This is a genomic window from Methylobacterium sp. Leaf117, from assembly GCF_001422985.1.
GTDB lineage: Bacteria > Pseudomonadota > Alphaproteobacteria > Rhizobiales > Beijerinckiaceae > Methylobacterium.
Genome location: NZ_LMNL01000039.1, coordinates 126,927 through 146,149, shown reverse-complemented (window position 1 = coordinate 146,149; position 19,223 = coordinate 126,927). Strand labels below are relative to the sequence as shown.

The window sequence follows — 19,223 nt, the reverse complement described above, 5'->3', positions numbered from 1 at the left end:
GTTGTCCGTTTTACAGAACGACGTCACGGTAGAAGGAGCTGCCTGCGCGAGCAGGGCAAAAGAGAATTCTATTCTCCGGCCACCACCGACAGGGTCGGGGTGAAGCGACCGTTGGCAGGCGGGGCCGGGAGGGGCAGCGCGGTGGTGGATTTGACCTTCTCCATCGCGAAACGGGAGGTCACGTTCTTGAGCGGCAGAGTCGCGATGAGATGCTTATAGAACGTATCGTAGGCGCGCATATCGGCGACGACGACGCGGAGCATGTAATCCACGTCCCCTGCCATGCGGTAGAATTCCAACACCTCGGGCATCGCCGAGACGGTCTCGGCGAAGCGTTCGAGCCATTCGCGCGAGTGATCCGCCGTCTCGATGGAGACGAACACAGTCAGCCCGAGGCCGAGCTTCACCGGATCGAGTACGGCCACGCGCCGGTCGATGACGCCATCCGCCTCGAGGCGCTGGATGCGCTTCCAGCACGGCGTCTGCGACAGGCCGACCTTTTCGCCGATGGTGGCGATGGACAGGGTGGCGTCGTGCTGGAGCAGCGCCAGGATCTTCAGATCGATCGAATCCAAGCTGGCCTCGCGGGTTCGTGAGCGGCGTTGGCGTGCGGGACGGCACGCAACGCTGTCCGATGGAGAAGGAAGTTTCTTCGTTGGGCAACAGAATACGTCCGAGCCCGTTGCCGCAAGGAGCATCGCCGGTGGGGTTTGCCCCCTGGAGATAGCCGCCATGCCTTGACAGCGTTCGTTATAGCGAACATTTCACACTTCAGACAAGCCAGCATCGCAAAGTCTCTGATGACCTCTCAACTGGAAAACACGGCGCGCGACCTCGCCTCCGCCCTGGCGGGACTCGACCTCAAGGGCCGGATCGCACTCATCGAGTCGACGGTACCGGGCCGTCTGGTCTTCACCACGAGCCTCGGGATCGAGGATCAGGCGCTCACCCACGCGGTGGCGATGCACAAGGGCCGGACCGAGATCGTCACCCTCGACACCGGACGGCTCTACCCTGAGACCTACGACACCTGGACCGAGACCGAATCGGCCTACGGCATCCGCATCCGCGCCTATGCGCCCGAGCGCGAGGACGAGGAGCGCTTCGTGGCCGAGTCCGGTATCAACGGGTTCCGCCATTCGGTCGCCGCGCGGCAGGCCTGCTGCGGCTTCCGCAAGGTCGAGCCCCTGGGCCGAGCGCTGGCGGGAGCCGCCGGCTGGCTCACCGGCCTTCGCGCCGGACAGTCGGCGAACCGGGCCGAGACGCCCCTAGCCGAGGCGGATGAAGGGCGGGGCCTGATCAAGATCAATCCGCTCGCCGACTGGACCCGTGCCGACGTCGAGCGCTTCGTCTCGGAAAACTACGTGCCCTACAACGTGCTGCATGATCGCGGCTTCCCGTCGATCGGCTGCGCCCCTTGCACCCGCGCGATCCGGGTCGGAGAGGACGAGCGCGCCGGCCGCTGGTGGTGGGAGCAGGCCTCCAAGAAGGAGTGCGGCCTGCATGTCCACGCGCCCGAAGAAAACGTCGCACCCGGCCAGGAGGCGGCCGCCTTCGAAACCACCCTTCACACCAAACCTCTGGAGATGGCCCGATGAGCGCCGCACCCCTCACCACCCAGGCGGCGAGCCGGTCCGCGCGGCTGACGCACCTGCAGCGCCTGGAGGCCGAGAGCATCCACATCATGCGGGAGACGGTCGCCGAGACCGAGAATCCGGTGATGCTTTATTCCATCGGCAAGGATTCGTCGGTGCTGCTGCATCTGGCGCTGAAGGCTTTCGCGCCCGGCCGCCTGCCGTTCCCCCTGATGCACATCGACACCACGTGGAAGTTCAAGGAGATGATCGCGTTCCGTGATCGGCGCGCCCAGGAACTCGGCCTGGACCTCCTCGTCCACACCAATCAGGATGGCCTGGCCCGCGGCATCGGCCCGGTCAGCCACGGTTCGGAAGTCCATACCGACGTGATGAAGACGCAGGCGCTGCGTCAGGCCCTCGACAAGCACAAGTTCGATGCGGCCTTCGGCGGGGCGCGCCGCGACGAGGAGGCGTCCCGCGCCAAGGAGCGCATCGTCAGCCTGCGCACGGCCCAGCATCGCTGGGACCCCAAGCGCCAGCGCGCCGAACCCTGGCACCTCTACAATATGAAGAAGAAGCGCGGCGAGTCGCTGCGGGTGTTCCCGCTCTCCAATTGGACCGAACTCGACGTCTGGCTCTACATCGAGCAGGAGCAGATCCCGATCGTGCCGCTGTACTTCGCCAAGCCCCGACCGGTGGTGGAGCGCGACGGCCAGCTCATCATGGTCGACGACGAGCGCCTGCCGCTCGAGCCCGGCGAGACGCCGAAGGAGGTGTCGGTCCGTTTCCGCACCCTCGGCGACTACCCGCTGACCGGGGCCGTCGAGAGCGACGCCGCGACGCTGCCGGAGATCATCGGCGAGACCCTGGCCGCCCGCACCTCGGAGCGCCAGGGCCGCGTGATCGACAAGGACGGAGCCGGCGCCATGGAGCGCAAGAAGCAGGAGGGCTATTTCTAAGATGACGATCCATCAGGCACCCCAGGCTTTCGGCTACGACGACTTCCTGACCGCGCACCAGAACAAGGAAGTCCTGCGCTTCATCACCTGCGGCTCCGTCGATGACGGCAAGTCGACGCTGATCGGCCGCCTCCTGCACGACACCAAGCAGATCTTCGACGACCAGGTGACGGCGCTCCAGCGCGATTCGCGCAAGCACGGCACGCAGGGCGCGGAGATCGATCTGGCCCTTCTGGTCGACGGTCTCCAGGCCGAGCGCGAGCAGGGCATCACCATCGATGTCGCCTACCGCTTCTTCTCCACCGACAAGCGCTCCTTCATCGTGGCCGACACCCCCGGCCACGAACAGTACACCCGCAACATGGCGACCGGCGCCTCGACGGCGGATGTGGCCGTGATCCTGGTGGATGCCCGCCAGGGTCTGACCCGGCAGACCCGGCGCCATGCGCTGCTGGTGTCGCTGCTGGGCATCCGGCGGGTCGCGCTCGCGGTGAACAAGATGGACCTCGTCGGCTGGTCCGAGACCCGCTTCGAGGAGCTTCTGGCGGCGTTTCAGGACTTTGCGGCGCCGCTCGGCTTCACCGAGATCCGGGCGATCCCGCTCTCGGCCAAGAACGGCGACAACGTCGTGCTGCCGGGTGCCGCCGCGCCCTGGTACACCGGCACACCGCTGCTGCAATACCTCGAAGAGGTGCCGGTGCGCATCGAGGAGCAGGCCGCGCCCTTCCGCATGGCGGTGCAGTGGGTGAACCGCCCGAACTCGGATTTCCGCGGGTTCGCCGGCCTGATCGCCAGCGGGCGCGTGGCGCCTGGCGACGCCGTGATCGTGGAGCCCTCGGGCCGGACCTCGACCATCGCCCGCATCGTCACCGCCGATGGCGACCTGCCGCATGCGGTGGAGGGCCAGTCCGTCACCCTGGTGCTCGCCGACGAGATCGACGCCTCGCGCGGATCGGTGATCGTCACGGCCGATGCGCCGATGCGCGTCACCGACAGCCTCGACGCCCGCCTGTTCTGGGCCGCCGAGACCGAGTTGCTGCCCGGCGCCACGCTGCTGGCGAAGATCGGCACCGTGACGGTGAACGCCGTCGTCACCACGATCCGCACCCGCATCGACCCCGAGACGGGCAAGGCGGAGCCGGCCGCGCGCCTGACCGCCAACGACATCGCCGACGTGACCCTGACCCTCGACCGGGCGGTGGCGGTGGATGCCTACACGGCAAACCGCGACACCGGCGGCTTCATCCTGATCGATCGCGAGACCACCGATACCGCCGCTCTCGGGCTGATCCAGGCCGACGCGACCGCGACCCCGGTGAAGGACGAGCCGGCCGAAATCCGCGAGAAGCGCTCTGGCGGTGGCTTCCTGTCGAAGCTGCGCTGGGTCTTCGGCGGGATCTGACGAGTCCGGACCCGGCCCGCCGGCGCGGAGCAGCAGCCCCCCATCGACGGCCTCACCGCCGCGGCTCTCCCGGAGTCGCGGCGGTTTTTTGGTTCGTCTTAAGCCTTCGCTGGGTTGCAGGAGGGAACGCCGCAGCAACGGCAGGTCTCCCTTGCCCGTGCGCGGCGGCGCGACTAGGGTCCGCGCCGCTCGATCCGACCTTCGTAAAATGTACGGGAGTGACCACCCATGGGCTTTCTGGCCGACGCCTTGTCCCGCGTGAAGCCGTCCGCGACCATCGCGATGACGCAGAAGGCCCGTGAGCTGAAAGCGCAGGGGATGGACGTGATCAGCCTCTCGGTCGGAGAGCCTGATTTCGATACGCCCCAGCACATCAAGGATGCGGCCGTCGAGGCGATCCGGCGGGGCGAGACCAAGTATCCCCCGGTCTCCGGCATCGTGCCGCTGCGCGAGGCCATCGCCAAGAAGTTCAAGCGCGAGAACGGGCTCGACTACAAGCCGTCGCAGACCATCGTCGGCACCGGCGGCAAGCACGTCATCTACAACGCGCTGCTCGCGACCCTGAACCCCGGTGACGAGGTCGTCATCCCGCGTCCCTACTGGGTGTCCTACCCCGAGATGGTGGTGCTCTGCGGCGGGACGCCGGTCTTCGCCGAGACCGACATGGCGCATGATTTCAAGCTTCAGCCAGAGGAGCTGGAGCGGGTGATCACCCCGAAGACCAAGTGGATCATCCTCAACTCGCCGTCGAACCCCTCCGGGGCAGCCTATGCCCGCGACGAGCTGAAGAAGATCACCGACGTGCTGATGCGTCACCCCCAGGTGTGGGTGCTCACCGACGACATGTATGAGCACCTGACCTACGGCGATTTCGAATTCGTCACCCCGGCGCAGATCGAGCCCGGCCTTTACGACCGCACGCTGACCATGAACGGCGTCTCCAAGGCCTACGCCATGACGGGCTGGCGCATCGGCTACGCCGCCGGGCCGGAGCACCTGATCAAGGCGATGGATTTCGTGCAGGGTCAGCAGACCTCGGGCGCGTCGTCGATCTCCCAGTGGGCGGCGGTGGCGGCCCTGGAGGGCACGCAGGCGCATCTCGGCGAGTTCCGCAAGGCCTTCCACACCCGCCGCGACCTCGTGGTGTCGATGCTGAACCAGACCAAGGGCCTGAAGTGCCCGACGCCCGAGGGCGCGTTCTACGTCTATCCGTCCTGCGCCGAGACCATCGGGCGCAAAACTCCGTCCGGCAAGACCATCGCGACCGACGAGGATTTTGTGGTCGAGCTACTTCAGGCCGAGGGCGTCGCCGCCGTCCATGGCTCCGCCTTCGGCCTCGGCCCCAACCTGCGCATCTCCTACGCCACCTCGAACGCGGCGCTCGAGGAAGCCTGCACCCGCATCCAGCGCTTCTGCGGCTCGCTCACCTGACGGCATCGGCTGGACCGGCGTACGCCTTGCATCCCGAATGATGACCACGCCGCAGCCCTAAGCCGCGGCGTGGTCGTTCCCGTTCCGGAGGAAGCCCGCCCCATGCCGACCATCGCCATCCTAGCCGCAGGGGCTATGGGCAGCGCCCTCGCGGCCCGTCTCACCGAGAACGGGGGCACGGTGCTGACGGTCCTCGACGGACGGAGTTCCGCCACCCAATCGCGGGCGCGCGCCGCCGGCATGATCGGAACCGACCTCGTCGGCCTGATGGGTGCCGACCTCCTGCTCTCGATCGTACCCCCCGCCGAGGCCGAGACGCTGGCCGAACAACTCGCCCCGATCCTGGCCACCGCGACGCGCAAGCCGGTCTATGTCGATTGCAACGCGGTCAACGTCGTGACGGTCCGGCGGATCGCCGACCTGATCCGGCCGACCGGTGCGACCTTCCTGGACGCTGCGATCATCGGCCTGCCACCGAAGCCCGGCACACGCGGTCCGCGTGTCCATGTGTCCGGTGAGGCTCCGGAAACTGCGCGACCTCTACGCGACCTCGGTGTCGACCTCCGCGTCGTTGAGGGTGGCATCGGCGCCGCTTCGGCCTTGAAAATGTCCTATGCGGGCATCAACAAGGGGCTCACCGCCCTCGCGTCCATCATGGTGCTCGCTGCCGATCGTGCCGGGGCCGGCGACGCCCTGCGGGCCGAACTCGCCGAGAACGAGCCGGAGCTGTTCTCACGCTTCGCCCGCAATCTCCCCGATATGATCCCGAAGGCCCGACGCTGGGTCGCCGAGATGCACGAAATCGCCGCGTTCCTCGGCGACGATTCAGATGGCCGTCAGGTTTTCTCAGGTGCCGCAGGCCTTTACGCCCGGTTATCGGACCCCGCGTCCGACAATGAGCGCGCGACCTTGCAGGCCTTCGCGACGGCGTGCGGATCGTCGCAGCCGGTATGACGCGGCTGTTCCCGGTTGCCGCCCTCGCTTCCGCCACCTACATCGGCGATCCCTGCTGCTGAGGCGCCCGACGGTTTCGCGAACCCTCTCGGGCTTGGCATGGTGGCGGGGTCTGTCGTGACGGGGCGATGCGGACCAGTTCTCTGCGGCGTTCCTGTGAGGCCTTGTGGGCCGGGTAGCGACAGGCGTGTCACGGACGCGGGGAACAGGAACCGCTGCTGTGGCGCAAGGCCCACATCGATAAAGCGCACCGAATTGAAACGCGTAGTTTGTTCGCCAGGATGGTGGTCGTTAACGCTCATCGGCAAGTGTAGGAGTCGGTCGGGGAACCGGCCGGGTGCCAACGCGTAGTTTCGGGCCTGACCACATGAGACGCCTCCTGACGGGTGGCATCAAGGCGATCCTCGCGGTCGCTGCGCTCTCCACCGCCGCCCACTGGACCTTGCGCCTGCAGCGCGAGCCTGCCTCTTCTGTCCGAGTTCCGGCGGATGCCGCTGATCCCCTCACCACCGGGTCGATCACATCGCGCTCCTCGGAAGGGACGGCCCGCGTTGAGGCAGCTCCCGACTTCGCCAGAACTCTTGATCAGCGTCGGCTGTCTGAGCTCTTCGCCGGCGCCGTCCCAGATCAGGCAAAGATTCAGAAAACGGTCATCAAGCACTGATCCCGCCAACAGACCGCGCGCGATCTCTGACCGCTCACGGGCTGCTGATATGGGAGGCCCCTAGGCGGCAAGCCGTCGAACGCCGTGATTCCATTGTTCGATCTCCTCGATGATCTTGGCACTGAAAGCATCGAGCTCGCCCGGGTTACGGCTCGTGACGATGCCTTGATCGGCAACCACCGGCGGATCTTGCCGCTCCGCGCCGGCGTTGACGACGTCCGTGCTGATCGACGCGAATGAGGTCATCCGACGACCCTTCGCCGCCCCGACCTCGATGAGAAGCCAGGGCGCGTGACAGATGGCGGCCACGTCCCTGCCGGACTCCACAAAGCTTCAAACGACATCCAAAGCGCTTGGCTTAAGGCGCAACTTGTCTCGGTTGATCTGTCCGCCAGGAAGTATCAGCGCATCGTAGCCGTTCTGGTTTATAGTTTCGATGTTCTGATCGTAGCCGACGTTCTTTCTCCGGTCCGCCTTGTCCCGTCCACGAATAGATTCCGATCCACTCCGAGACTTTGGGGCAGCAATGTGAACAATCGCGCCGGCTTGATTCAGCTTGCTTTGCGGAACCGTCAGCTGTGTCTCTTCAAAGCCGGCGGTTGCGATGATCAAGACATTAGCCTGCCTGATATCAACCATTCAGAACTCTCCGGACCTGGGTGAGAATGTGGAACTGAACGGGTCCGATCGGATGCGGGTTTCCGGCGGAACCCCGCCCTGCTCGACCGTGTTGGTTCAGGCATCTCGCAGACAAGAACAGGAGGCTTCGCATGGCCAACCATGAAATGGCCAATCCCGGCCTGCCGATTCCCGAGCCTTTGCCGGGTGGGATTCCCGGTGATCTGCCCACCCCGCCTACGCCTGACGAAGAACCCGACATCGGACCGACCGGTCCTCGAACGCCGTATCCGGTTAACGATCCCGGGATTGGCGAGCCGGCCGGCCCGGGCTCCGAGCCGGATTATCTGCCGGGCGGCCCGACCGACCCCGGCGTCAGGATGTGATCCTCGTCAGTGATCCCCGTGTGAAGCGCGCACATCGCGCGGTGCGCTGAGAATTTCGGAGAGGCTCGTCGCAACGTGACGGGCCTCTTCGTCCGTCAGGCGCAGCTGAAAGGGGGGTAGGGCACCCGCTTGCAACGCTACGACAGCTTGGCCCTGTTCGTCAGTCCCGACTTCGATGGCTGACGATGTGACATCGAGCATTGCGATGTCTTCGTCGCTCAGGTCATCCGGAAGATCTCCGTCATCAGGCTCGTCGATGGCGGTCAAAAGTTGGCCCACTGCGCGGACGAGCGCGCGCGCGGCACGCGCGTCCATAACGACCGCTGTCGCTTGATCGTCCTTCTGGAATGAAAGCTGAATGTTCGCCCCTTCGAGGGAAACTGAGATGCCCGCCATGAATCGCCTAACTGCCTGCTCGGGAACTTTTATATGCGGTCGGGGGGGCAATTAACACAGGGGCTGCGCCCCCGCCCGCCCCGCCAGAGTGCTCTTAGGTCGAATCGAATGCCTTGTTGCGGCCGCATGATCGGACTACATGAGTTGTAGCGGGTATCGGTGAGCTGAGATCTTGTACCGTCAAGCGTCTCACGTCCTGCTGATTCCGTCAGGCCTACCGAAGAGGATCCGCTGCTTGCGTCGAGTAGACGCAGGCTGTTGATCGACGAACGATACGAGGATCTATTTCGTGAATACCGGTACTGTAAAGTGGTTCAACGAGACCAAGGGCTACGGCTTCATTCAGCCTGACGACGGCGGCAAGGATGTGTTCGTTCACATCTCCGCAGTCGAGCGCGCTGGCATGCGCAATCTGATCGAAGGTCAGAAGATCTCCTACGAGATTCAGACCGACAAGCGCAGCGGCAAGGACTCGGCTGGTAACCTCCAGGCGGCCTGACGCTCCCGGCGCCAGCCCTTGGGCTGGCGTCACCCTCCAGGGCCTCTGACGAGGCTTCCGCTGCCGATGGTCATGACGGTTCCCCACAGGATTTGTGGCGTGAATCGGATCGGACTTCGGTGAAACTTTAGCACCAACGACGTACCAAGCTCGTTTTGGGCTGAAACGTCCGAGATACGGCAAGCAAAACCTGCACGTTTTTGAAAGCACACAAGAAAAATATGTTGTTTGAATACACCCGGCGCCGTGGCGCCCGTTCGCCCGTTACTGATGCGGCGACCTTCAAGGTGGATCGTCTGAAGCAGTCGATGGCACATGAAGCTAAGACCATTGATCTCAGCCACCTTATCGATACATCTTACAACTACCATTCGGCACGCGAATTGCGTTGGCATCTTGCTGAGCGCTTTGGTATGGCGCCTGAAGCTATCGCGTTGCGCGAGCATCACTGATCAAAGTAGCCACCAAGTTCCGTTTGGAGGCGTGATCGGCGCGTCAGTCCTGGAAAGTCAAACGAAGTGACGTCGAGCCCGGCACCTTGGTGTCGGGCTTTGCTGTTTGGTATCCGAGTGGGGTGTCGTGGATCGGATCAGAGCTGACCCATGGCTGCCACGACGCCATCTCGAAGGCCGCGCGACACCGCGACGAGCTCGCCATGGACGGGGTCCGGACGATTGTAGGTCGTGGGATGCCCCTTGAGATCGCAGACGGTTCCCCCTGCTTCGCGGAGGATCAGGTCGGCACCGGCGAGATCCCAATCTCGGGCATTGGGAGAAACCAAGCCGACATCGATGGAGCCTTCAGCGACCCGAACGACCCTCAGAGCCAGGGACGGAACGCGTTCCACAGCGACGAGGTCGGCTCGGGTCCCTGCCGAGCCGGCGCCGCGTGCCAGCCGATCCATCATCGGTTTCGGGCCGGTCACCCGGGCACCCTCGACAGCAGCATGGTCTGAGGCTGCGATGGTCTGGCCGTTCCGCGTCGCCCCCAACCCCGCGGCCGCCTCGTAGAAGGTGTCCGTTACGGGGGCATGCACGAAACCGAGGATCGGATGCCCGCCCGACAGCAGGGCCACGGCGATGGACCAGTCCGGGTGTCCCGACATGAATGCTCGCGTTCCGTCGATCGGGTCGACGATCCAGACAAGATCGGCTTCAAGCCGGACGGGATTGTCGCTGGTTTCCTCTGAAAGCCACGCCGCCCGGGGTAGCATCGCGCTGAGCCGTACCTTCAGGAACGTGTCAACGGCCACGTCGGCCTCCGTAACCGGGGAGCCGCCGGATTTGGACCAGACACGTGCGCCCGTCTGTCCCCCGGCTTTGTAGAACGGCAGGGCGAGGGCTGCCGCCTCCCGGATCGTAGCGCGCAAGGCGGGGAGGAGGGCATGCACGGCGTCTGAGGCGATCGGGTGGGACATGCGTCTCCGGATAGGTAATGGGAATTGGGCTTGGCGCCGAGGCCCGTTCGCTCGTCATTCGCGTGTGCCGGGAAGCGCCTCGCCTGTTCTAAGGTGCTGAGCGGATTGTCACAAGCGGTGCTCCGCAGATCTCGATACGCACGAATGTCGCCGAACCCGGCAAGGAAACGTTGAGCATTCTGGCTGCTTCACCCTTGTCCATACTCGCTTAACGCTCACTCTTAAGGCGGTCTGAGGAGGTTAGATGCAATTCTGCTTGTCATAGACGGGTGGCCCACAGAGGTTACCGGGACCAACAGGGTGTACGAGCCATGAAGACTTTCGCGAACATGAATGGGATGTCCCCGGCGGGCTCCTTTGAAGAGCTTTTTGCCGCATTCGCTGCATCCGATCTGCCGGTGATCACGCACAGCGGAGCGCGTCGCCCGGCCGGTATCGCTCTAGCCTTCGCTGAGGATGATTCGGATGCCTGCGGCGAGGATCGTTTTGACCTCTTGCTCGTCGACGCTGCCGGCGGAGTGTTGACCCGGCTCGGGCCCTTCTGTGAGAATGAGGTGGTGGCGCACTGGCGGGACTTCGCAGCCAAGTCCGGATTGCCGCGTATGATCGTCAAAGAGGATGGCGAACTGGCGAGTGTGTCGGACCAGATCGGTCCGGTTGCTCTCGGTCGGACCCGCACTCGTCGCCGTCACGGTCTGCTAAACGGTCGCCGCCCGCGCTTCCTCGTCAGGCGCAAGACCGGTGCTCTTCCGGTCCGCCCCCTGATCCATCGCGGTGAGAGCGAAATTATCTCCGGCGCCCGCTGCTGATCAACCTCTCAGATTGAATCGGCGTCAGCCGACAATCTGCTTCAAAGCAGCATCTGCCGCGAGACCAAGAAACAGGATCAGACCCGCCTGTCGATTTGATCGGAACAGCATGAGCGCCCCGCGTCCGTCGCGCGTGTCGAGGCGCAGCACCTGCGAACCGAGATGAGCAGCGAACAGGATGACGCCGAGGAGACCAACGGCACCGGCACCAGCCAGGAGTGCAGCTGCTGCGATGAAGCCGACGCTGGCTCCATAGCAAAGCCCGATCGCCCCCCGCATCCGACGGCCAAAGAAGCGTGCCGACGAGCGGATTCCGGCGATCTCGTCGTCCTCGATATCCTGGACCGCGTAGATCGTATCGTAGCCGATCACCCAGGCGATGGTGCCGGCGTAGAGCAGCAGGGCGGCTGCATCGAGCTGCCCGAACACCGCCACCCACCCCATCAGTGCGCCCCAGGCGAAGGCGAGACCGAGAACCGCCTGCGGCACCGGCATGATCCGTTTCATGAACGGATAGATGGCGACGGGTATCAGGGAAGCGATTCCGACGGCGATTGCCACAGCATTGAATTGCAGCAGGACGGCAAGGCCGACCAAGGACTGGACCACAAGGAACAGCGCGGCGTGGCGCGCCCGGATCTGGCCCGAAGGAAGCGGACGGGAGCGAGTCCGCTCCACCTGCGCATCAAGATCGCGGTCTGCGATGTCATTGTAGGTCGAACCGGCGCCGCGCATGGCTACCGACCCGATGAAGAACAGCACCAGATGGAGAGGGCTGGGAGCGGCTGCCCCGCTCGCGATGGCTGCGAGCGCGGACGACCACCAGCACGGTAGCAACAGCAGCCACCAGCCAATCGGCCGATCGATCCGGGCAAGCCGGAGGTAAGGGCGTGCCCGCTGCGGCGCCACCCGGTCGACCCAATGGCCGGCAACGGCGTCGGCGACGCGGTGGTCCGCCCCGTGGGAGCCCGCATCGGTCATCGGCCCGCTCGGTGCCTGCAAGTCGACGCGATCTGGCCTGTCAACGAATGCGATGGCACCGGGTCAGAGGGCGCCCTGCGGCATCTTCAAGCTCCCGGTCAGCCCCGGACCGCCGAGCAAGCCGCCGCCACCGCCACCGTTCTGGGCTTGTGCCCGAGCCTGAGCCTCCATCTTAGCGGCCTTGGCGGCGACGCCGCAGACCTGCGTCCGGATGCCGGACACCTTGGTATGATCAGCCTTGAAGCCCTCGGCGAAGGAGTCCGGAATCGAGCACCACTCCTTGTTGGCGGTGATCCACTTCAACCCGGCGACGCCGTTGGCCTGGAGCTTCCCGAAGAGCGTGCAAGCTTCGGCGGGCGTCATCTTCTTCTTCGAGTTCGAAGCGGCGTTCGCCTTGCCGATGAGGTCCTTTCGGGCCTGAAGCGTCTGCTGGATTTCGCCGCATTCGGCAGCCTGTGCGAAAGCCTGCCCGCTGAACAGGACCGCACCAGCGACAGCAGCGGCGGCGATGGTTTTGAACGACATGATTCGAAATCCCTTCTCCCACCACGCGTGGATCCGGCTGGCTCAGCCCAGTCGCCGGCTGCGGAATGGCCTGTTTCGCGTTGGGACGCGCCTGCTTCTGAGCGCACTCCGGTCTTCACATTGTTTCGGCATAGGAATGTGGCGTCTTTCAAGCTGCAAACGCTACACCCGGATCGAATGTGGATTCGCGGCGCAATGTTTCGGCGTGTTGCGGATCAGCATCAGGGCGGCCCGGCTGAACCTGAGCCGTTGACAGCTGAAACACCTCACGCGACCACATCGGTCATGGCCGCTTATGACTTCACCGCCCCGCGTCTCTATGTCGAAGCCGAACTCGTGCCCGGGGCCACGCTCCCGTTAGACCGGGCGCAGGGCAACTATCTCCTGAATGTCCTGCGGCGAGGACCGACGGATCCGGTGCTGTTGTTCAATGGGCGGGACGGCGAGTGGCGTGCCGAGATCGCGCCGACCGGCCGCAAGAGCGCTGACCTGATCGTGCGAGAGCGCACACGCCAACAGCCGGAGCGCGCCGACCTGCACTACCTTTTTGCCCCGCTGAAGTCGGCACGCCTCGACTACATGGCCCAGAAAGCGGTCGAGATGGGGGCTGGAACGCTCAGGCCGGTTCTGACTCGCTACACCCAGAACGAACGACTCAATATCGATCGCTTGCGCTCCAACACGATCGAAGCTGCCGAACAATGCGGCATCCTCGAAATCCCTGTCATCCAGGACGTCGCCAAGCTTCCTGCTGCGCTTGCCGACCTCAACCCTTTGCGTCTGTTGGTGTTCTGCGACGAGGACGCCTCGGTGTCAGATCCGGTTCTCGCGCTGCGTCAGGTGGCCAATCCTGCCGCGCCGCCGCCCCTCGCAGTATTGGTCGGCCCGGAGGGCGGCTTCGCACCCGAGGAGCGCGCCCTTATCCTGGAGCGTCCGAATACGGTGGCATTATCGCTCGGTCCTCGCATTCTGAGGGCCGACACAGCAGCTGTGGCGGTGCTCTCGCTCGTCCAGTCGGTCCTCGGTGACGCACGCTGAGGCAGTCTGGTCGCGCGTTGTTCGCCGGGGTCCCCTGGCCTATGAGGCGAGTTGACCAGATAGAGGCCACGCTGCTGCGGTCCGGCGCGCCTCTCCCTTGAACGACCTTCTGAAGAGGCTGCGCATGGCGCGCGATACGTCCGATACGACGCCCCTGACCACGCGTGACGAACTCATCGCTTGGTTTGCCGAGGGCGAGAAGCCGCGGGATCGCTTCGCCATCGGCACGGAGCACGAGAAGGTCCCCTTCTATCGCGACGGTAATCGTCCGGTTCCCTACGAAGGGCCAAACGGCATTCATGCGCTGTTGCAGGGGGTCGCGCAGGAAACCGGCTGGGAGGCGATCGAGGATGCTGGGCATCTGATCGGCCTCGCGGGTGCGGAGGGGGGAGCGATCTCCCTGGAGCCGGGCGGACAGTTCGAATTGTCTGGTGCCCCGCTCCCGGATGTCCATGCGACTGCCGCCGAACTGCAGGCGCATTTGGATGCCACGTCCCGGGTGGCCGACGGCCTCGGCATCGGATTCCTCGATCTTGGTATGAGTCCCAAGTGGACACGGGAGGAAACCCCCGTGATGCCGAAGAGCCGCTACAAGATCATGGCGTCGTATATGCCGAAGGTCGGCAGCCTCGGTCTCGACATGATGCTGCGGACCGCCACCGTACAGGTGAATCTCGATTTCGCCTCCGAGGCCGACATGGTGGCCAAGATGCGCGTGGCGTTGGCTCTTCAACCCGTGGCGACGGCGCTCTTCGCCAATTCCCCGTTCACCGATGGACGGCCGAACGGGTATCTTTCGCGGCGGTCGGAGATCTGGCGCGATACAGATGGCGATCGGACCGGCATGCTGCCGCGCGCTTTCGAGGCAGGTTTCGGATACGAATCCTACGTCGATTGGCTCCTCGACATGCCGATGTACTTCGTCAAGCGTGGTGAGACCTACCACGACGTGTCCGGCGCCTCGTTCCGCGACCTGATGGCCGGCCGTCTAGCTGTCCTGCCGGGTGAGCGCGCAACGGTGTCGGACTGGGCCAACCATGCCTCGACCGCCTTTCCGGAAGTCCGCCTCAAGCGCTTCATCGAAATGCGGGGTGCCGATGTCGGTGGACCCGCGATGATTGCCGCACAGGCCGCTTTCTGGGTCGGGTTGCTCTACGATGAAGCGGCGCTGGCAGCTGCCTGGGATATCGCCAAGGACTGGTCCGCCAGTGATCGAGAATGCCTGCGCGCGACCGTGCCGCGTCTCGGGCTCGCCGCCCGCATCGTCGGTCGCCCTCTCGGGGCTGTCGCTGCCGAAGCGCTGACGATCGCTCGAGCGGGGCTTGTCGCCCGTGCTCGAAAGGATGGCCACGGGCGGGACGAATCCCACTTTCTGCAGCCACTCGAAGCAATCGTCGCTGCTGGACGGTCGCTCGCTGAGGACCGCCTTGCGGATTACGAGGGGCCTTGGCAGCGCTCGGTTGAGCCAGCTTTCACCCAGTGCATCTTCTGACTGTCTCGGGACCGGATCGTGGGCCCCATCTCCGCCGGAATGTAGGAGGGAACACGCACCGGTTCGCTTCACTGATCCTGAGGGGGATGAATCGCCGAACCCTCCGTTCACTTGAGCGATTTTTCACCTTTGGAGGCCGCACGCATTATGACCGGGGCTATGTCGGCGCTGGATATGGGGCGTACGGCCACAGCGGACCGTGATACGCTTATGACTATGGATACCCGGCTTACGGTCACTGATTTTAAGATCCGGACACGTCAGAACCTCAACCTAACCCCGAGGTTCCGGTGGGCAGTCGTTCCTATTTGCCGGGGTTTTGCTGTGGTTAAGCGATCCGCTCGGAATTGGGCATATGAGCGGGTTAGGGGATGCGGATGGCGGATGATTCAACCCTGCGCCTTGACCTCAGCGGCCTGAAATGCCCCTTGCCCACGCTTCGCACCCGAAAGGCGCTGCGGAGGCTCTCGCCAGGCACAATTCTCGTTGTGACCTGTACTGATCCGATGTCGGCGATCGATATCCCGCATCTGGTCCGCCAAGAGGGCGACATCCTCTTGAGCCAGGATGCGACGGCCACCCATGTGTCATTCACAATCCGCAGAAGCGCGACGGAAATCACGCCGGGCTCGCCTCAATGATGCGCCAAGCTCCTGCTAGGCCCCGAAACATCCGATCGCCCTGACCGCGGTGATCTGAACGGGGAGAGCAGAATGGCGCCAAATATCCGCGGCACCCGGATTGTGCACGACGGCTGGAGCCGGTTCCTCGTCGCAGAGGTAACGATGGGCGATGGTACCCGTCTCGCGCGCGAGATCGAGGATCACGGACGCGCCGCCGCGGTCCTCCCCTATGACCCACTTCGCCGCGTCGCACTGCTGGTCGAGCAATTTCGTGCCCCTGCCTTCTACGCTGCCGGCGCGACATCCGTTCTTGAGGTCCCTGCCGGCCTCCTCGATGAGGCCGAAGCGGACGATGGCGCGCGACGCGAAGCCTTTGAGGAGACCGGCGTACGTCTCGGAAAGCTGGAATTCGTTACCTGCGCCTGGAGCATGCCAGGAATCTCGACAGAGCAGATCGATCTGTTTCTGGGGGCTTACGACGCTGTCGATCGTGTTGGCCCAGGAGGCGGACTCGCCGGGGAGCACGAGGACATTACTGTCCGAGAATTGGCACTGAACGAGCTTGCCGCTATGACCGACCGAGGTGATATCACCGATCTTAAGACCTTGACGTTGATCCTCTCCCTCCGACTACGTCATCCGGATCTTTTTATCCCCGACAAGGTCGTTTCCTGAAAATTCCCGGTGGCTGAACCTGGATCAGGGTGAATCGCGTGCACCGCTTGGTGTGGATGCTGTCGTGGCTCTTTGAGGGCTGTGTCTGACGAAAAACCTCCGAAGCACCAATCCAACCAAGCGCCAGGATCGGACGAAATACCGACGGAACAGACGGTGTGGCGCGTTCAGGAAGCGGAAAAGCCACTCGAGGCCGGCGCGTTGAAGAATCACGGGTGCGCGAGGGACCAAACCAGCCGCGACGTTTAAAGCTTCTCCTACGGCGAGCACCACTGGGCCGCCGAGGGCTTCACCCTGGCGATCGACCCAGATTTCGGATCGGGGAGCGCCAACCCCAAACACCAGCAGCGTCGTACCATGTGCGCGCACTGCCGCCGCGAGTTGTGTCCCGTAGCCTTCGTCGGCCTCGAATCCGTAAGGAGGGACTGTGACGGCGATGGCGTGTCGCGGAAGGCCCTTCGCAAGAAGACGCTCCGTCAGGCGCGTGCCGACGATGTCCGATGCACAGATAAGGAAGATCCGTTGGCCGGCCGGCCATTGCTCGGCGAAGGCTGCCTCCACGAGGTCATGTCCGGTGACTCTTCGAGCCGTTGTCGCACCAGAGAGCCGTGCCAGCCAGACCAGCGGCATTCCGTCGAGCGTTCTTGCAACGGCCCGATCATAAGCTTTCCTGAATGCTGCGTTTTCGGAGAGCGTAACGATGTGATCGAGGTTTGCCGTCACAATCAAGCGCGGCCCCGTGACAGATTGGTCGCGGGCGACAGAGAGGATTTCGACGGCCGATCCGGGCGTGAACGTGATGTCGAACAGGCGAACACGCCTGTCGTCACCTGAGCAACTCGCCTGATATCTCCTGCCGTCGTTGTTGGTCAAAAGATGCCCTGCCCATCCAAATGGTCGGTTTGATCTACCCCACGTAGAACAACTCCGTTCACTACCTCATAGTGCGATCCAACGCGCCAACCTCCCCATGGCTTGGTGGCGCGGACGAGCACACTCACGGACGTTCTCACGCATCAACGGCGCGGAAGCTGCGCGCACCTGACATCGATTTTTGGGTAACCGGCCAAGCCAAACGCCGGTCGCGCCGTGCGCCGAACAGCAGAGCCAGACCTGAGCCAACAGCAAGTCCGACCAGCAGGGCAAACGGCAGGACCACCTTCGGCGAAGGAGGCCAAGTGCGGCTGCGTGGAGGCGTCGCCGACGAAATAACCCGTACATTCGAACTGTTGAGGCGCTCTTGCTCACTGGTCTCGCGCGAGCGGCGCAGGAAGGCTTCGTAAATCGACCGGCGGGCATCCAGTTCGCGCTCAAGCTCGCGCAAACCCACGTTGGCCCGATCGTTCCCGGCGGTTTCCACCTTGGCCCTCTCGAGACTCCGTCGAACCGCGCCTTCGTTGGCGGCGGCGCGATCATGCTCCTTCTGTGACGTATCGATGATCCGCTCCTTCTCACGTTGGATCAGTCGCTGAAGATCACGCTGTTGCGCGTACTGATCAGCCATGGCCGGATGGCGATCGCCCAGCCGCGCTGCGAGTTCGGCCGTACTCCGCGAAAGGGTGGCGTATTGCTGCCTTAGGTTCTGCATCTCTGTCGACTGCAGCATTTCCGGAAGGGCTGTGCCAGCTTCCCCCGTCCGCATTCGCCGGGCCTGATCCAGCCGAGACTTGGCGTCTGCCAACCTGAGAGTTGCGGCTACAAGCTGCTGGTTGAGATCGCTGAGCTGCTGATCGCTCAGTAATCGTCCGCTCGATGTCACGAGCTTGTTCGTCTCGCGATATTGCAGAACCTTGCGCTCTGCCTCCTCAACCGCTTGGCGCAAAGCCGTCAAACGGCTCGTCAGTGCTTCCGAAGCTCGACGCGCAACATCGGTGCGAGCCGAAGCTTCCTCGGCGAAATAAGCATCCGCAATCCCGTTGGCGATCCGCGCCGATTTCTCCGGATCCCGGGTCTGCACGTAGACATCGATCACGAAAGTCCGCTCGGCGCGGCGAACGCCCAGCTTGAGGCGCAGGTTGTCCAGCGCGAGATTAACGGGGTCTCGGCTCGCCGGCGGCGTTTCCATGCCGAGGATCGCTTTCACCCGGATCATCAGAGGGTTGGTCGAGGCAGGCGAAACGAATTCCTCGTCGTGCGTCAGATCAAGGTTCTCGATGACCCGGCGTAACACATTGTCCGATTGAATGACGCGAGTCTGGCTCTCGGCAATCGACACGCCGCTGTCGGCTTGCGGCTGGCGATTGCTGAGGTCGTTCGCAATAACCGGCAGGTCGGCCGGATCGACCAGGATTTGTGTGACGGCTGTATAGGTTGGTGTCATCGTATTCAGCAGTGCCACGGCGATGATCACCGTCATGAGTCCGCTCAGCAGGATCAAGATTTTCCCGCGCCAGAGGCGCCGCAGCGCCAGACGGCCATCGAAGCTGCTCTTTGGTGTTGTCTCGACGATCACCGGCTCCCCGCGAACCTGGCTTCCGAAGTCGAACATCTGTTCCGTCTCCCGACTTGGCCGCTCCTGAAGCGCAAAGTCCGACCTGCCGTTCAAACTGCATTCGTCCCATTTCCGATCGGTGCCGTTCCGGAATGAGACGATCGCGACGCGAGAAACGACGAACACCCGAGGTTCCGCAGATCGCATGCCACAAGGAGCCCTACTATCGACGGAACACCCGAACCATTCTGAATCATCGTTTTCCAAAGATGGTTGATTTTAGCGGACCAAGCTTGATGAAGAAAAATCCTACGGCGTGTTGTCGCTTATGGCCGCGGTATAACTT

At 63.9% G+C, this 19,223-nt stretch carries 20 protein-coding genes and 1 pseudogene; 13 read left to right on the top strand and 8 right to left on the bottom strand.

What is annotated here, in order from left to right:
• Window positions 1-68 precede the first annotated feature (68 nt).
• Entirely contained in the window at window positions 69-575 is a 507-nt protein-coding gene (locus ASF57_RS23550) for an Lrp/AsnC family transcriptional regulator (RefSeq protein ID WP_056185002.1), read from the bottom strand.
• A 225-nt stretch (window positions 576-800) separates the two neighbouring features.
• On the opposite strand from ASF57_RS23550, the gene ASF57_RS23545 reads away from it, so the two are divergent.
• From ASF57_RS23545 to ASF57_RS23525, 5 genes are all read left to right on the top strand, one after another.
• Window positions 801-1,598, top strand: coding sequence for a phosphoadenylyl-sulfate reductase (locus ASF57_RS23545; protein ID WP_056488322.1), 798 nt, complete (start codon window positions 801-803; stop codon window positions 1,596-1,598).
• Window positions 1,595-2,536: a sulfate adenylyltransferase subunit CysD gene (gene cysD, locus ASF57_RS23540; RefSeq protein WP_056185009.1), complete on the top strand. Its 942-nt coding sequence runs from the start codon at window positions 1,595-1,597 to the stop codon at window positions 2,534-2,536. The genes ASF57_RS23545 and cysD overlap by 4 nt, the downstream gene beginning before the upstream one ends.
• 1 nt (window position 2,537) lies before the next feature.
• Window positions 2,538-3,938, top strand: coding sequence for a sulfate adenylyltransferase subunit CysN (cysN, locus tag ASF57_RS23535; protein ID WP_056185013.1), 1,401 nt, complete (start codon window positions 2,538-2,540; stop codon window positions 3,936-3,938).
• 228 nt (window positions 3,939-4,166) lie between these two features.
• Window positions 4,167-5,369, top strand: a complete 1,203-nt coding sequence (locus ASF57_RS23530) for a pyridoxal phosphate-dependent aminotransferase (protein ID WP_056185016.1) — start codon at window positions 4,167-4,169, stop codon at window positions 5,367-5,369.
• A gap of 102 nt (window positions 5,370-5,471) precedes the next feature.
• A complete protein-coding gene (locus ASF57_RS23525) occupies window positions 5,472-6,323 on the top strand; it encodes an NAD(P)-dependent oxidoreductase (RefSeq protein ID WP_056488319.1) in 852 nt (283 codons plus the stop codon).
• 724 nt (window positions 6,324-7,047) lie between these two features.
• Here ASF57_RS23525 and ASF57_RS23515 read toward each other — a convergent pair.
• Window positions 7,048-7,626: pseudogene (locus ASF57_RS23515) on the bottom strand (DJ-1/PfpI family protein).
• A gap of 146 nt (window positions 7,627-7,772) precedes the next feature.
• Between ASF57_RS23515 and ASF57_RS25235 the strand changes: the two are divergent.
• Entirely contained in the window at window positions 7,773-7,991 is a 219-nt protein-coding gene (locus tag ASF57_RS25235) for a hypothetical protein (RefSeq protein ID WP_082504441.1), read from the top strand.
• A gap of 6 nt (window positions 7,992-7,997) precedes the next feature.
• Here the strand turns inward: ASF57_RS25235 and ASF57_RS23510 are convergent, their stop codons facing one another.
• Window positions 7,998-8,387, bottom strand: a complete 390-nt coding sequence (locus tag ASF57_RS23510) for a hypothetical protein (RefSeq protein WP_056488313.1) — start codon at window positions 8,385-8,387, stop codon at window positions 7,998-8,000.
• Window positions 8,388-8,676: 289 nt separating this feature from the next.
• Here ASF57_RS23510 and ASF57_RS23505 point away from each other — a divergent pair, with 289 nt between their 5' ends.
• Together ASF57_RS23505 and ASF57_RS25230 are read left to right on the top strand one after the other, a co-directional pair.
• The gene (locus tag ASF57_RS23505) at window positions 8,677-8,886 is read left to right on the top strand and encodes a cold-shock protein (protein ID WP_055956856.1); all 210 of its coding nucleotides are present in this window, start codon (window positions 8,677-8,679) and stop codon (window positions 8,884-8,886) included.
• Between the two features lie 221 nt (window positions 8,887-9,107).
• Window positions 9,108-9,338 (top strand): AsnC family transcriptional regulator, encoded by a 231-nt coding sequence (locus ASF57_RS25230; RefSeq protein ID WP_082504390.1) that lies wholly within the window; start codon window positions 9,108-9,110, stop codon window positions 9,336-9,338.
• 137 nt (window positions 9,339-9,475) lie between these two features.
• Here the strand turns inward: ASF57_RS25230 and ASF57_RS23500 are convergent, their stop codons facing one another.
• Window positions 9,476-10,303 (bottom strand): 3'(2'),5'-bisphosphate nucleotidase CysQ, encoded by an 828-nt coding sequence (locus tag ASF57_RS23500; protein WP_056488310.1) that lies wholly within the window; start codon window positions 10,301-10,303, stop codon window positions 9,476-9,478.
• Window positions 10,304-10,632: 329 nt separating this feature from the next.
• On the opposite strand from ASF57_RS23500, the gene ASF57_RS23495 reads away from it, so the two are divergent.
• Entirely contained in the window at window positions 10,633-11,112 is a 480-nt protein-coding gene (locus ASF57_RS23495; protein ID WP_244477097.1) for a DUF6101 family protein, read from the top strand.
• Window positions 11,113-11,136: 24 nt separating this feature from the next.
• Here ASF57_RS23495 and ubiA read toward each other — a convergent pair whose 3' ends face one another.
• A complete protein-coding gene (ubiA, locus tag ASF57_RS23490; protein WP_056488305.1) occupies window positions 11,137-12,093 on the bottom strand; it encodes a 4-hydroxybenzoate octaprenyltransferase in 957 nt (318 codons plus the stop codon).
• A gap of 63 nt (window positions 12,094-12,156) precedes the next feature.
• Window positions 12,157-12,618 (bottom strand): hypothetical protein, encoded by a 462-nt coding sequence (locus ASF57_RS23485; protein ID WP_056185037.1) that lies wholly within the window; start codon window positions 12,616-12,618, stop codon window positions 12,157-12,159.
• 285 nt (window positions 12,619-12,903) lie between these two features.
• Between ASF57_RS23485 and ASF57_RS23480 the strand changes: the two genes are divergently transcribed.
• From ASF57_RS23480 to ASF57_RS23465, 4 genes are all read left to right on the top strand, one after another.
• Window positions 12,904-13,656 carry a 16S rRNA (uracil(1498)-N(3))-methyltransferase gene (locus tag ASF57_RS23480; protein WP_056488301.1) on the top strand — a complete coding sequence of 251 codons (753 nt, stop codon included), beginning with the start codon at window positions 12,904-12,906 and terminating at the stop codon, window positions 13,654-13,656.
• A 124-nt stretch (window positions 13,657-13,780) separates the two neighbouring features.
• Entirely contained in the window at window positions 13,781-15,148 is a 1,368-nt protein-coding gene (locus ASF57_RS23475; RefSeq protein WP_056488297.1) for a glutamate--cysteine ligase, read from the top strand.
• A gap of 377 nt (window positions 15,149-15,525) precedes the next feature.
• Window positions 15,526-15,789 (top strand): sulfurtransferase TusA family protein, encoded by a 264-nt coding sequence (locus ASF57_RS23470; protein ID WP_056488419.1) that lies wholly within the window; start codon window positions 15,526-15,528, stop codon window positions 15,787-15,789.
• A 72-nt stretch (window positions 15,790-15,861) separates the two neighbouring features.
• On the top strand, window positions 15,862-16,446 hold the full coding sequence (locus tag ASF57_RS23465; RefSeq protein WP_056488294.1) for an NUDIX hydrolase: 585 nt from the start codon (window positions 15,862-15,864) through the stop codon (window positions 16,444-16,446).
• A gap of 24 nt (window positions 16,447-16,470) precedes the next feature.
• On the opposite strand, the gene ASF57_RS25225 is transcribed toward ASF57_RS23465, so the two are convergent.
• Window positions 16,471-17,319 carry a WecB/TagA/CpsF family glycosyltransferase gene (locus ASF57_RS25225; protein WP_082504388.1) on the bottom strand — a complete coding sequence of 283 codons (849 nt, stop codon included), beginning with the start codon at window positions 17,317-17,319 and terminating at the stop codon, window positions 16,471-16,473.
• 136 nt (window positions 17,320-17,455) lie between these two features.
• Entirely contained in the window at window positions 17,456-19,063 is a 1,608-nt protein-coding gene (locus ASF57_RS23460; protein WP_244477091.1) for a GumC family protein, read from the bottom strand.
• Between the last annotated feature and the right edge of the window lie 160 nt (window positions 19,064-19,223).